The 12,675-nt window shown below is 55.0% G+C and carries 16 protein-coding genes; all 16 read right to left on the bottom strand.

Annotated features, from left to right (window positions below; genetic code table 11):
- Nucleotides 1-31: 31 nt before the first annotated feature.
- Nucleotides 32-1,450, bottom strand: a complete 1,419-nt coding sequence (locus BUA65_RS08540; RefSeq protein ID WP_072868883.1) for a TldD/PmbA family protein — start codon at nt 1,448-1,450, stop codon at nt 32-34.
- 88 nt (nt 1,451-1,538) lie between these two features.
- On the bottom strand, nt 1,539-2,183 hold the full coding sequence (locus tag BUA65_RS08535; RefSeq protein WP_072868881.1) for a Uma2 family endonuclease: 645 nt from the start codon (nt 2,181-2,183) through the stop codon (nt 1,539-1,541).
- Nucleotides 2,184-2,265: 82 nt separating this feature from the next.
- A complete protein-coding gene (locus BUA65_RS08530; RefSeq protein ID WP_072868879.1) occupies nt 2,266-3,015 on the bottom strand; it encodes a type 4a pilus biogenesis protein PilO in 750 nt (249 codons plus the stop codon).
- Nucleotides 3,012-3,812, bottom strand: coding sequence for a PilN domain-containing protein (locus BUA65_RS08525; RefSeq protein WP_072868878.1), 801 nt, complete (start codon nt 3,810-3,812; stop codon nt 3,012-3,014). Before BUA65_RS08525 ends, BUA65_RS08530 begins: the two co-directional genes overlap by 4 nt.
- Complete coding sequence (gene pilM / locus BUA65_RS08520; RefSeq protein WP_072868876.1) at nt 3,809-4,873, bottom strand: type IV pilus assembly protein PilM; 1,065 nt, start codon at nt 4,871-4,873, stop codon at nt 3,809-3,811. Before pilM ends, BUA65_RS08525 begins: the two co-directional genes overlap by 4 nt.
- Nucleotides 4,874-4,903: 30 nt before the next feature.
- On the bottom strand, nt 4,904-5,398 hold the full coding sequence (locus tag BUA65_RS08515) for a type II secretion system protein (protein ID WP_072868874.1): 495 nt from the start codon (nt 5,396-5,398) through the stop codon (nt 4,904-4,906).
- Between the two features lie 103 nt (nt 5,399-5,501).
- Nucleotides 5,502-6,929: a PilX N-terminal domain-containing pilus assembly protein gene (locus tag BUA65_RS08510; RefSeq protein WP_072868872.1), complete on the bottom strand. Its 1,428-nt coding sequence runs from the start codon at nt 6,927-6,929 to the stop codon at nt 5,502-5,504.
- 54 nt (nt 6,930-6,983) lie between these two features.
- Nucleotides 6,984-7,598, bottom strand: a complete 615-nt coding sequence (locus BUA65_RS08505; RefSeq protein WP_072868870.1) for a PilW family protein — start codon at nt 7,596-7,598, stop codon at nt 6,984-6,986.
- A gap of 40 nt (nt 7,599-7,638) precedes the next feature.
- Nucleotides 7,639-8,025: a prepilin-type N-terminal cleavage/methylation domain-containing protein gene (locus BUA65_RS08500; RefSeq protein ID WP_072868869.1), complete on the bottom strand. Its 387-nt coding sequence runs from the start codon at nt 8,023-8,025 to the stop codon at nt 7,639-7,641.
- A complete protein-coding gene (locus tag BUA65_RS19195; protein WP_165613219.1) occupies nt 8,022-8,144 on the bottom strand; it encodes a type II secretion system protein in 123 nt (40 codons plus the stop codon). The genes BUA65_RS08500 and BUA65_RS19195 overlap by 4 nt, the downstream gene beginning before the upstream one ends.
- 239 nt (nt 8,145-8,383) lie before the next feature.
- Nucleotides 8,384-9,025, bottom strand: coding sequence for a prepilin-type N-terminal cleavage/methylation domain-containing protein (locus BUA65_RS08490; RefSeq protein ID WP_242656269.1), 642 nt, complete (start codon nt 9,023-9,025; stop codon nt 8,384-8,386).
- Nucleotides 9,026-9,179: 154 nt separating this feature from the next.
- Nucleotides 9,180-9,761, bottom strand: a complete 582-nt coding sequence (locus BUA65_RS08485) for a prepilin-type N-terminal cleavage/methylation domain-containing protein (protein WP_072868865.1) — start codon at nt 9,759-9,761, stop codon at nt 9,180-9,182.
- Nucleotides 9,762-9,947: 186 nt separating this feature from the next.
- Nucleotides 9,948-10,466, bottom strand: a complete 519-nt coding sequence (locus tag BUA65_RS08480) for a prepilin-type N-terminal cleavage/methylation domain-containing protein (protein ID WP_072868864.1) — start codon at nt 10,464-10,466, stop codon at nt 9,948-9,950.
- A gap of 522 nt (nt 10,467-10,988) precedes the next feature.
- Nucleotides 10,989-11,132, bottom strand: coding sequence for a prepilin-type N-terminal cleavage/methylation domain-containing protein (locus tag BUA65_RS18810; RefSeq protein WP_242656268.1), 144 nt, complete (start codon nt 11,130-11,132; stop codon nt 10,989-10,991).
- 76 nt (nt 11,133-11,208) lie between these two features.
- Nucleotides 11,209-11,790, bottom strand: a complete 582-nt coding sequence (locus BUA65_RS08470) for a prepilin-type N-terminal cleavage/methylation domain-containing protein (protein ID WP_072868861.1) — start codon at nt 11,788-11,790, stop codon at nt 11,209-11,211.
- A 153-nt stretch (nt 11,791-11,943) separates the two neighbouring features.
- A complete protein-coding gene (locus BUA65_RS08465) occupies nt 11,944-12,441 on the bottom strand; it encodes a type II secretion system protein (protein ID WP_072868859.1) in 498 nt (165 codons plus the stop codon).
- Nucleotides 12,442-12,675: the final 234 nt, after the last annotated feature.

Here is a 12,675-nt window from a genome sequence, read left to right as displayed (position 1 = left end):
ATCGTCCCCCCTTAACTGTAACCGCCGGCCCCTACAGGCGCCGGATCTTACCGTTGGCCCGGCCGTGGCTTGTGCCGCCCACGATGAGCTCCTTGATGGCCATGGTGGGCTGGGCGTCGCTTACCGGCACCCCCTGCCCGTCCTTGCCGCAGGTACCGATGGTAAAACCCAGATCTCTGCCGATCATTTCCACAATCCGTAACACTTCAGGGCCATTGCCCGTTAAGGTTGCTCCCCGTACCATGGGACCCACTTCCCCGTCCTGAATCAGGTACCCCTCGGCAACGTCAAAAACAAAATCCCCGGTGGTGGTATTCACCTGGCCGCCACCCATTTTCTTCACCAGAAGACCACTTTTTGTCTCCCTGATGATCTTTTCCGGGTCCATCCTGCCCGGAGCTATGTAGGTATTGCCCATGCGGGGGATGGGTTTGTGCTGGTAGGACTCCCGGCGGCCGTGGCCGTTGGATGCTTTCCCTTCCCGCGAAGCGGTGAGCCGGTCGTACATGTAGTCCGTAAGCTCGCCTTTTTCAATCAGGGTTACTTTCCGGGCCGGCACTCCCTCGTCATCAAAGCGGTAGGAACCGTAATGGCCGGCCATGCCGGCGTCATCGATAACGGTAACAATGTCGGCAGCCACCTTTTGCCCCTTTTTGCCGGCATAAACCGAAAGCTTCTTCTGTACCAGATCCGCTTCCAGGCCGTGGCCGCAGGCTTCGTGAACCATGGTCCCTCCGGCCTCCCCGGCCATCACCACGGGCATTTTACCGGTGGGGGCTGGCTGCGCCTTTAGCATCTCCACGGCCCGCCGGGCCGCGATTTCCGCCACCGACTCGGGGCGATAACGCTCCAGCAGCTCAAAGCCGGTCAGGCCGCCCACGGCCTCGTAACCCGTTTGAATGGTCGGCCCCTCGGCAGCCACCACCTGCACCATCAGGCGGGTGCGGATGCGCTCGTCTTCCACATATTCACCGGCGCTATTGGCAATGACCACCTTCTGGACCACGTCCCCGTAGCCCACCATTACCTGCTTGATTTTCTCCACATCCACAGCCCGGGCGGCCCGGTCGGCGGCCTGGACCGCCTCCACCTTGCGTTCCGGCTTGACCGCATCGGGACGCTCTACCACGGGAAAATCCACCAGCGGCCGCACCCGGCGCAGGTCCAGGTGGTAGTCCTTTTTCTCCCCCCGGGAAGCATGACTGACAATGCGGGCGGCCTCGAGGAGGCCTTCCCTGCTCAGGTCGTTGGTATAGGCATAGGCCGTAGAATCACCGTTAATCACGCGGATGCCGGCACCCATATCTATACCCGAATGAACCCGCTCGATCTTGCCGCCTTCAAGGCCGACACCCGTAGCCCGCTTGTGCTCGACAAAAATATCGGCAAAATCTCCCCCGCTGGCCAGGGCGAGATCCAGAACTTCCTTTAACAACTGTTCATCGACCAAAAAGAATCACCTCTTGGCGGGATTAATCAATGCACATTAAGTAATATTGTTAGTAAAAATTTAAAAATTTATACCTCTTTACTATAACCTAAATTAAGCCCATTTCTTTAAAACAGGCAATGGCAGATGGAAGGGGGTCCTGCCAGAGCCAGTCTACCTTTAACCAGAAACCGGGGAGGATCTCTGAGTGATAAATGCCGTTCTGGTCAGGCCAGATGGTCCGGTAGCGTCCGTTTTCTCCCAACCGGAAGAACTCCGCCTGCTGACGGTCCGGATTGATGAGCCAGTACTCCCGCACACCGGAGGCCTCGTATTCTACGTATTTTTCTTCCCGGTCCCGAACCAGGCTTTCTGGAGAAGTTACCTCCACAATAAGATCGGGAGCGCCATCCATGTATGTTTCCTTTAAAAAGGGAAGCTTTTCGTTGCTGACGAAAAGAATATCCGGTTCCCGTACCCGCCGTAAAGTTCCGGGAAGGCGCACCAGAAAGGGAGCGGTTAAGATTTCACCCAGATTTTTTAACAGGGCAAATTCCCGCAAGAGACTTGATAAAAGCATAGTTATTCTCTGGTGCTTACTTGCCGCCGGCGTCAAGATTATAACCTCCCCGTCCACCCATTCCGCCCGGGTATCCTCATCGCACCAGGCCAGGAATTCCTCAAAGGTGATCCTGCCCGCCGGCAAAGGTTTAGTGGTCTGGTAATGAGAAGCCGCCTCGCGGACCTCAGACATTGCTTTTACCTCCCCTCCGGTATAACCGGGGTTTTGAACCGGGTTTTTCAAGATTATACCCTGAGTTATCCCTACTTTCCAACTACCCTGTTTTGGCTCCCGCTCGCTCCGGTGCAGACGCCGGAACAGGTTCCTGGCCGGCCGTCTCCGCCGCCTGTTCCGGCAATGCAGAAGAAACAGGCGGACGGCCCGAAAAGAAGGGGTTGGGACGGCCCAGAGCCCAACGTCTGACCTCCTCCAGCTGCAGGCGCCCGGCGGGAGTCGGCCGGGAGTAGAGCAGCAGCGTCGTACTTGCCGTCACCGTACCATCGGGCAGTGCCGGGGACTTTCCACCCGCATTTTCAGGTTCGTAACGGGTAATTTGAATATTGCGTAGCTCACCTAAGTTGGGGAGATTTTCCAGATAATCGATCACCAGCGTCACCTGGGGAAACAAACCTCTCAGCTCTATTTCCACAGGCAAAACCAGCACATATCCCCTGTCAACGATGGCCAGCGGTTTAAATTTCAACACCAGTACCCGGTTTTTTTCCGTCACAAGGCTGAACTGAACGAGAAACTGGCCGTCCTGCATATCGGTGTTGAACCTGTTGTTCATCTCCAGAAAACGCTTTCTGGCCTTTTCCAGGGCCTTTTTTTCCTCTTCCAGGGAACCGGCCCTGGCGGACAACCGGGAGATGAGGGCCCTGGCTTCATTCAACTCGGTTTTTGTCTTCTGGTAAGCCTGGATTTGTGGCATTAACACGAAACGGTAACCGGCATAAATAAAGGCCAGCAGCAGTAACAGAATGAGTATGGTTCTGCTCTTCTTATCCAGGCCACGTGCCATCAACCCCCACCGCCCCCTTTTAGGCGGGCGGAAATACTAAAAGTGGTGATGCCCTTTGTCTCATCGTATTTAATTTCGTTCAGGTCAACCCGGGAGAAATAGGGTAATTCTCCCAGGTGATAAATGAACACCCCCACGGCGGCCAGGGAGGTAGTGTTGCCTTCCAGGGTCAAAGTATCGGGCGGCTGGGGAATGACATTCCCGTCCTCGCGCCGGACCTGGCTGCCTGCCTGCCCCGGCTGCCCGGTTTCCCCGCCCTGGCTTGCCGGCACGGTTGCCGGTGCCCCGGGCTGAGCGGATACCTGCTGGAGTGCATCACCTACTGCCCGACCGGCCTGCTCCAGGCTGCTCTGCAGCAGGGAGGGAACGGAACCCGGTTTTTGAGCGGTGGCGGGTCCGGTCACATTCTGGCCTGCTCCTGAAACATTTCCAGCCGCCTGCAATCGCAGGGCAGTCAGCCAGATTTCCCGGGGGACCACTTTATTGAGGTCCAGTAACATTTTGGACCAGGTGTGCCTTTGCTGGATCAGGCGTTCCAGTTCACCGGACGCTGCTTCCAGTTCCTGGCGCTGTTTTTTGAGCTCCTCCAGCCGGGCAACCGTTTCCTGGAGTTTGGGCACCTGCCGCTTGACGGCAGCCAGCTCAATACGCATGTGGTGAAAATTTATGCCCCAAAAGACACAGGCAGTAACAAGCCCACCTGCTGTGAGGGTAGCCAGGGAAATTAACAGCAGGCGTTTCGGTTCCAGGACGGGCCCGGGTTGCAGTTCCGCAAGCAGGAGGTTAACCCGGTAATTCACTGCAACACCTCCCGCAAAGCCAGGCCCACTGCCACGGAAAAGGCTGGGTCCAGCACCCGGGGAGGATTCTTAACATCCCGGAAGGGCAGCCGGGGAAAACCGGCTGCCACCCTTATTCCCAGTTGGCCGGCCAGATAAGCAGGTAACCCCTTGATTTTACTGAAGCCGCCGGTAACCACCAGGGTTTCCACCGGGTTGTCCCGCTCCTGCAGCTGGTAAAAGTCCAGGGAGCGGCGGATCTCCCGTACCAGTTCCCCCAAATGTTCGAACTGTGCTTCATCATAACCGGCATATTCACCGGACAGATCTTCCGCAGCCGCAGCAGCTTCCCCGCCCGGTATTTCCATACCCCCAGGAGGTGGTGCAGGTTCTGCCGGTGCCGGCTCAAAAACGCCCGCGGGCAGCAACCTTCCTAATTCGACCGGCAAAGAACGCACATAAACCAGTTCCTGTCCTTTTAAAACGATAAACTGACCGGAAGAAAAACCCAGATCCAGCACTGCCCGTACACCACCGTCATGAACCGGGTATCCAAAAGAACCGTGAAAGACCCGCCACAGGGCCAGGTGCTGCAGGTCAATGGCCGTAATCTGCAGTCCGGCCCGGTCGAAAGCCTCGTAATAACGGTAGACGAGTTCTTTTCTCACGGCCACCAGGAGGACATGAAACAGCCCGCTTTCTCCGTTCTGGCTTTCCCCAAGCACCACAGGCCGGATTACCAGCTCATCGACTGGCAGCGGCACCAGTTTCTCCGCCTCCCATACGACCGCCTGTTCCAGTTCCTTCAGGGGCATTGCCGGCAGGCGCAGTTGCCGGGTAATCACTCTTTGCCCCCCGATGGCGGTAATTACCTTTCTTCCTGCTCCGCGCACAGATTTAAAGGCCGCCTTAAGAGCTGCGGCCAGTTCATCAGTCCTGTCCTCTTCCAGGTGCTCCATGCCGGGGCTCAAGTAACGATGCAGCAGGTTGCAGATCACCCTCCGGCGGCGGCAGGAAAGAACCGCAATTTTGATTTCGCCCGCTCCGATGTCAACAGCAGTAAAAGTTTTGCTTCTGAACATTGGTGACCTTCCATTATTAAATAATCTGGATTAACCTGCCGGGGGCAGAGGAGAAACTCGCACCCTTCCGGTAACAGGGGCGACAATGACGTAATACCGTCTTCGGGTCAACTTTTCACTCAAGGTAACCGTCCCGCCACCGGAAATGGGGATCCCCCGCAGGTTGAATTTAAGCTCATTGGACGGAAAATTTGTCGAGTCCAGGTCCAGGTAAACAGGGAGACACTGCTTTTGTCTGGATACATTATTAATCATTAAATGATAGGCGTCGTTGAAGGGATCAAACTGTATGCTGTAAGTAGACATGGTATCCCCTGCGGAAAGGGCCTGTTGCTGCCAGCCGCGAATATCCGTGGCCATCTGGCGGGCGCCGGTGTACAGGGCGTACTTGCTTAAACCGTTAAGTACGGCGGGCACCACAATTAAAAGCAGGATAGCACTGATGGCCGTGGAGACAAGAACCTCGAGTAAAGTAAAGCCCCCGGGCGAGGATATAATTTTGGGGAACGAAAATTGGCGAAACATGAATATACTTTCGTGGTGAAAGTAAAAAAGTCCTGCTTTTAAAGGAAACCCTGAAATGGAAATGTTACCTAACTTTCAGGACGTTACGGTCAGATTCGGGAAATCAAAATACATCGTATTCCTCCCGCCAGGAAATTATGTTTACCGTGATCAGATCTGACGGCAGGACGGGAACGGCGTTCCGGATCAGGTCAGTATCCTGGATCAGGCTCGCATTACCACCGACATCAAAAGATTGCGCAACCACCGTCCCCCTGATGGTACTGCTCCCGCCGGCTTCGAACAGGCACGCATATATAACGGCGCTGACGTTTTCATTCCCCTGTATGCTAACCGTACCGTCCACCAGCAACACCAGTACGTCCTGGTTTGCATTTGCCGGCTGCAAATCGCCGCTGATCTCCACGTTCCCTTTGACGGCAATGAGCCATTTCCCGCTGTATGTACCCGAAAGCTGGATTTTTTGATCTTCATTATTAACCTGCTTATCTTCATTATTAACCTGCTTACCTTTACCTTTATCACCCTCATTTAAAGTAGCAGTGTCCAAATAATAGATGCCGGCGGTTTTTCCGGTAAAATCAAACTCATATTTGTTTCCATTTCTGGTCACGGGTAGGCTGGGATAGCCCTGGTAGGCGTCCACTTTTTCCGCCGGATCCAGGCGGGCTGCCGGCTCAACCAGGGCAGCAATATTTTCCCGCGGGCCGTCCAGCCGGGGTACCTGGCCGTCATTTTGAATGATAAACGTGCCCGCCGGATATTGCGTGGCGGGGGTGTAGTAGGTCCCGCCGGGGGAGAAAATCACGGTGCCTGAAGAATTATCGATGGCGCCGTCTACCTGGAGGTAGCCCGGTGTTTCAATGCGGCCGTGTCTATTATAGAGGTTGCCTCCCACCAAAAGGCTGCCTCCGGACAAAATGTTGATGCTACCATTTTTATTATCCAGATTGCCCTTCACCACCACCAGCCTGGAATTGGTAAGGCTTATACTGGAGCCAGTTTCCAAATTGCCGTTAATCAACAAGTTGCCGCTAATAGATACGTTGCCGCTTAAGTTAGGGGAATTTCCGGCACAAAGGGCGTTCTGGAGGACGGGGGCAGCCGTGCGCTGCACCCGCACTTTGAGTGCCTTGCGGGCGTTGCCCGCCCGCCCCTCGGCCAGGATCTCTCTGGTGCTGGCGTCCACCGGGCTCACGGTAATTTTTGAGATCCGGCCGTTCCCCAGCTCGATTGGTGTGGACGGCGGCCCGGCATCAAAATTCCCGGCCAGGCGGGCGACCATCACTTCCACCCCCGCCTCGGCCAAATAAAGGGCCTGGGTCATGGCCACCTGGCTGGCGGACATTCTTTTGTCCACCGTGGTCAGCTGAACCAGGGAGCCGGCAAAGACCAGGAGCAGGAGGGTGAGCAGGAGCACCGTGATCAGGGCCGCGCCTTTTTGTGCTCCAGCACGCATGTTTTTCCAGAAAGCAGGAAGCCTCCGGCATACCTGCCCGCTCTTGAATTTTCCCTTGCGCCCGCCGGTCAATACAAGATGCCCTCCCCAAATTCTTTTCTATACGGAACATTTATTCCGGGAAAATTAATTTTGTTCGCGCATCATCCGCACGGTCACGCGGGAAGTTAAAACAAAACCGTTGGTGCCGGTGAGCTTTATCTCCACCGTGGCCGGCAAGCCGGTAACTCCCTGGAATGATACCGCCTGAACCCGCCCGGCCACGGGATTGTCCCCTTCCCAGATAATTTTATTACTGCTGGTGGCCCGCTTGATCTCGCCGCCGTAAAGATAATACTTGATGTATTTTGCGTTGTCCGGGCTCTTAAAAATGATGTATGATTGGGGATTTATTTCGTCCACCCCTGCACTAACCCTCAGCTCCCGGGTCAGCCGGTCCATGGCCAGCCGCAGGTTCTGCTGCACGTCAACCTGCTCGTCGCCCTTCTTCCAGTTGAGCATGGTGCTGTCGACGACGAAATAGGCCGCCCCCAGGATTAAAGACAGAAGGACGGCCGTCACCAGGACTTCGATCAGCGTCAGGCCCCGGCGGTCAAGCGCCAGTCCGAGCAGGGCGGCCCGCCAACCAGAGGCCGGTGTATCAGCCGTGCCATATTTTGATTGCCCGGGTCCTTTAGCGATTATACCCACGCTATTATCGCTAACTGCTCTGCGCACTGCAATTTTTTTAACCGGTCCCATCAGGCCTCGTCCCGCCAACTCATCAAATTTGCGCCGGCCGTCATCCCCTACGTTTCAGCGTCACCAGTTCCAGCTGCCGCTCCCGCCCCTGGTGCTGGAAATGGATGATGACCCGCACCTGGACCAGCCGATCATCCGGCTGATAGGTATCTACCGAATATGTGTAAGTATAACCGGACGCGCCGGGAAATGGCTGCGGCTGGTCCTGCCGTTCGCCCCCGGCCAGGCGGCGGGCCAGCAGCTCCTCCATTACGGCCTGGGCGGCGTTTACGGCCACCGTGTCCTCCCAGGCTGCTTTAGCCGCCATTTTGCCCGAAACCATCAGATTTACGGCAGTAGCCGCCACCAGCACCAAAATGGCGGCGGCCACCAGGACCTCGATCAGGGTAAAGGCGCGGTCATGCCTGGAAAACGGACGCATAATCATAACCATTCCTCGTCTACATGAAGCATTGCAGGCGGACTTAAAGGTTCGATGACCACTAAAAGCTCCACTAGGGTGAAACCGCGGTTGTTCCGGCGCAAGTTTGATAAACTATTTACCACCGCTTCACCTGCTTCAAAAAGAATATTGGCACCACATAATTGCTACTCCACCGCCAATAAAACACATACAGCGAGTTTCGTCCAGGAGCGGGCCGCGTGATTCCATCGCTAAGACGCACTGGCGGTAGTTAAAACATTGTATTACCTTTTAACACTCAATGTACCTCTGCCATGAAGGCGTTGGAAAAATTGTGACGGCCAGGAACCGACAATGACGATGACCACCTGAAAGCTCCTTTTCATTGCGTGGCCACCACCACCTGAAGAAAGCCTTGGCCAGTCCCACTATCCGGGTAACCAAAGTTACCACCATTCTGGTAAAACACATAGCCCCTGGATAGATCACCATCATCCACGATCCTATCAATCGCCTCCAGCGATGCATGGGGAATGCGGCCGTAATCCTCCAGCGTTACGATTCCCGCCTTGCTTACCGTTGTGCCTGTTCCCGGTACAGGGTAATCCCGCCAGTAATTCCAGGTGTAGACGTCACCCCAGGGATGCTGTGACGGCCACCTTTCAAGATACGGTCCGTTCCAGGCATCCAGGTTTCCTCCATAACCAATATTGGGATTATCCGTTTGCCACGAGCTATCAGGCTTGCGAACGAATCCGGGATCGCTTCCATTCTGCAAAGGTTCACCGGGAGGATGCCCTTTAGACCAGGGAAAATCCCCCACATCGGCATAGTAGGCCATTGCCGCGCTTCCGATCGCTCGAAGATCCGAAACCGCCTTGGAAACCTTGCCCTTCTCTATAGCCCTGAACGCATTAGGGGTAATGATGGCCGCCAGCACCCCGATGATGGCGATAACCACGAGGAGCTCTACCAGGGTGAAACCGCGCTCGTTGTTCAGTTTTTTCCTTAGAATATAAAACACTTTAAATGCACCCTGCATTTTCTGTTCGTTTAAGCTGGGTGACCCCTGCAAAAATGCCAGCAAAGGTACAATTCAAGCAGATCGAAGTCAGGACGGACGGCGGTTAGTTAAGCAACCCGCTGCTGTCCTGGCCTTATCGTTGTTGTTCCACCGCTTAGTAAATCCAGTTGGTAATCTTTAAGGTTACTTTGTGCAAACTGGGATTAACATCATCTTGCCCCTTATAATAAACTTCAAAGGGACTCAGTTCCGCCAGTTTGTCGGCGCTGGCCCCGGGTATTTCATGAATAGTTACGAAAATTCCCTGTCCGGGCCAGCACTCATAGTCGTACCTGCCTCCCCAGGCGGTCTTCTTGGTTAGGGGGAAATCCAGATAAGGTCCCTGCCAGCGGGAGTTAAGTCTATCTCGATATTCCTGCTCCGTCAAGCCCATAGCCGCGATTGTATCAGCCCTATAAGTAACAGTGTCCGTGTTTACTCCCAGGCCGGGATCCTGGTGCCAAGGGTCCGGGTCAGCCGGGAAGAAACCCACATCGGCATAAAAGGCCAGCACCGCCGACTTTAAGGCGGTCATATCCTGAATTGTTCTGGAAATTTTAGACTTCTCCACCGCCCTAAATGCATTGGGGGCGATAATGGCTGCCAGGATGCCGATGATGGCGATGACCACCAGAAGCTCCACCAGGGTGAAGCCGCGCTGGTCGCGTGCAATCACCAGTATCAATTTAAAACGCATAACCGGCCGTTTTTTTTGGGGGCCCGTACATCAGCGAATCCTTACTCCACTTCAGACTTCTATTCAGAAGTCAGCACCCTGCAACCCCGCTAAGACGGAAAACAACAAAGAGCATTAGTTACATTTTTCGACATCTGGCAAAACCTTACCCTAAAACCTTACCCTATATCAAACGTAACCGCATTATTAATCCTTAGAAACTAAAATCTTTACTAAACTACCGTCAAACTTGACAACATCTTCTCCCAGATCATCCTGCAATCGCTTCGCAGCACCAGTGGATGAATTCCCGTTTGCACCTGGTACACTACTTAATTCAACCCACCTAGCAGGGCTTCCCCACGGAGAGTCATTGGCAGTCCAATTAACAAACTTATAGTAGCCTCCCCATGGGTTCTTGCTTGGCCACCGTTCAAGGTAGGGGCCATTCCAGCCATTAGGTACATTTACACCAGTAACAAACATTTCGGTTTCTCGGGACCCATTATCACTTCCCATACCTGGCCACTGGCCGGTGTCGGTATAGTAATTCAGAACCGCTGCCTTAATAGCCTTATAATCCGCCTCCGCTGCCGCCACTTTACCCTTTTCGATGGCCTTGAAGGCGTTTGGGGTGATTATGGCGGCCAGAATGCCTATAATGGCAATAACTACCAGTAATTCAACCAAAGTAAAACCACTCCGGTCACGCAGTCCACCTTTCATTTCCCGTGTCCCCCTTTCAAAAGCTACCTCTTCCAGCGCACCAGGAGTACCTGCACTTCGCCGTTTGGCCAACCGCCGACATCGTGGCCCTCCCTGATCATGAGCTCTTCGGCGGCCACCGGAATTCCTGTCTCTACACGGTCGCCCCAGTCCCGCTGGATCCCTACGTAGACGCTGGCCTCTATGGGCACGCCGTAGCGCACCGCACCGTTGGGCCAGAGATTCCAATCGTACTTGCCACCCCAAGGCGTCCTTTCCGGCCAGCGCTCCAGGTAGGACCTTTCCAGTTACGAACAATGGCCTGCTTTTGCCAGGGAGTCAGCTGGTCGGCACCCCATCCTCCGGTCCAACCCTCAGCCTTTGCCCGGGCCAGCACCTGTTGCCCTTCAGGCGTGCTGTAGTATTCCGCCGGGCTCATAGGATACAGAAAGCCTGGATCAAAGCCACGATTCACGTCCTGCGGGAAAAAGCCCATATCCGCGTAGTATGCCAGCGCCGCCGCACGGAGGGCCTTTGCGTTGGCTAGGCTCTAGCCACCTTAGCCTTTTCCACTGCCTTGAAGGCATTGGGAGCGATGATGGCTGCCAGGATGCTGATGATGGCGATAACCACCAGCAGCTCTACCAGGGTGAAGTCCTTTTCATTTTTAGAAAATCGTTTAATCAATCCAGAATCCCCCCGGCCTATAACAAAGCGGATTGTACGCCCGGTCTCCGGCAACCAGACCGGTAGCGCGCCGACGCTACAACCCTTCCATCCAAATGATCACCGATATGTAGTACGTGCCGTTTTCTTCCCCCACATAGGAGTAACCGACACTCTCCCGGATGCGCCGGTCCACGGCATCGCGGATGCCCTGTTCGGGAAAACCGCCGATGGTGACCACGGCGCATCTGGTGTTATTAACTGCAATGGGATTGCCCGCAGCGTCATAGACAGTACCCGTAATCCTGCTCTTCCAGTAGCGGTAATGACCGCCCCAGGGCGTGACGCCGGGCGGCTTCTCCAGGTACGGCCCGTTCCAAACGGTGCTGCCGTCCGCCTTCATGAAGTACAGAAAGCCGTAGTCATCGCTGGAGCCGGGGTCGTAGGACTCCTGCCCTGCCTTCGGCCAGTCACCGGTATCGGCATAATATGCGTAACCGGCCGCCTTTATGGCCCGCACGTCGGCAACGACCCGGGACACTTTCCCCTTTTCCACCGCCCTGAAGGCGCTGGGAGTAATAATGGCTGCCAGGATGCCGATGATGGCGATGACCACTAAAAGCTCTACCAGGGTGAAGCCGCGATTGTTGCGGCGCAGGTTAGATAAACTAAAAAACACCGGTTCACCTGCTTCCGAAAGAAAATTAGCACCATATGCTTGCTACTTCACCACTGGAAAAACATAGATGGCAATTTCTTTCTGGCTGGGGCCGCGTGCTGAATGCGACTTCCGGCACATTCAGCACGCGTGGAAATGACGTTAGCTTAGCCTTTACCACCGTTGCAGAATTACCTGAAGCCCGTAATCGAGCTTTACCACGTCGCCTGTATCTAAATTGCCATCGTCCATATCCCTGTCAATTAAAAGCATGAGATTGTTCGTCAAATTAGGAGCGTGTGCAATAGTAACCCCTGCTCTGTCGCTCCATTTATCCCAGTCGTACTGCCCGCCGAAGGGCGTTACTTCGGGCCAGCGCTCCAGGTAGGGGCCATCCCAGCCTGCCACGCTCCAAACGTTAGTCATAAACCCGGGATCTTCGCCTGGATTTTTGTCTCCCGGCCACTGGCCGGTATCAGTGTAGTAATTCAGTGCTGCGGCCTTAAAGGCCTTCAGGTCGGCCTCCGCCTTGGCCACCTTCGCCTTTTCTACCGACTTGAAGGCATTTGGAGCAATGATGGCGGCCAGGATGCCGATGATGGCGATGACCACCAGAAGCTCCACCAGGGTGAAGCCGCGATTGTTGCGGCGCAGGATCGGCAAACCGAACATCAATGGCTCACATCCTCTCACGGGAAAAAGAGGATCCGGTTCACTACTTCAACCCCGCCGAAACGGGGCACACGGCGATTTCCGGCCGGGGCTGTGTGCCGCCGGCGCCGGAGGGCGCCGGCGGCACTTAAAATTACGTCTGGTACCGCGACACAAAAGTTCTTAAACTCTTTTACAAAAAGGATCGGTTCAAATAGCATGGTTAAAAACAGCCTTTTTTTGTTCGTTAAACAG

The organism is Desulfofundulus thermosubterraneus DSM 16057, from assembly GCF_900142025.1.
GTDB classification, from domain to species: domain Bacteria; phylum Bacillota; class Desulfotomaculia; order Desulfotomaculales; family Desulfovirgulaceae; genus Desulfofundulus; species Desulfofundulus thermosubterraneus.
The sequence above is the reverse complement of the archived record's forward strand: the minus strand, read 5'-3'. Positions and strand labels throughout refer to the sequence as shown.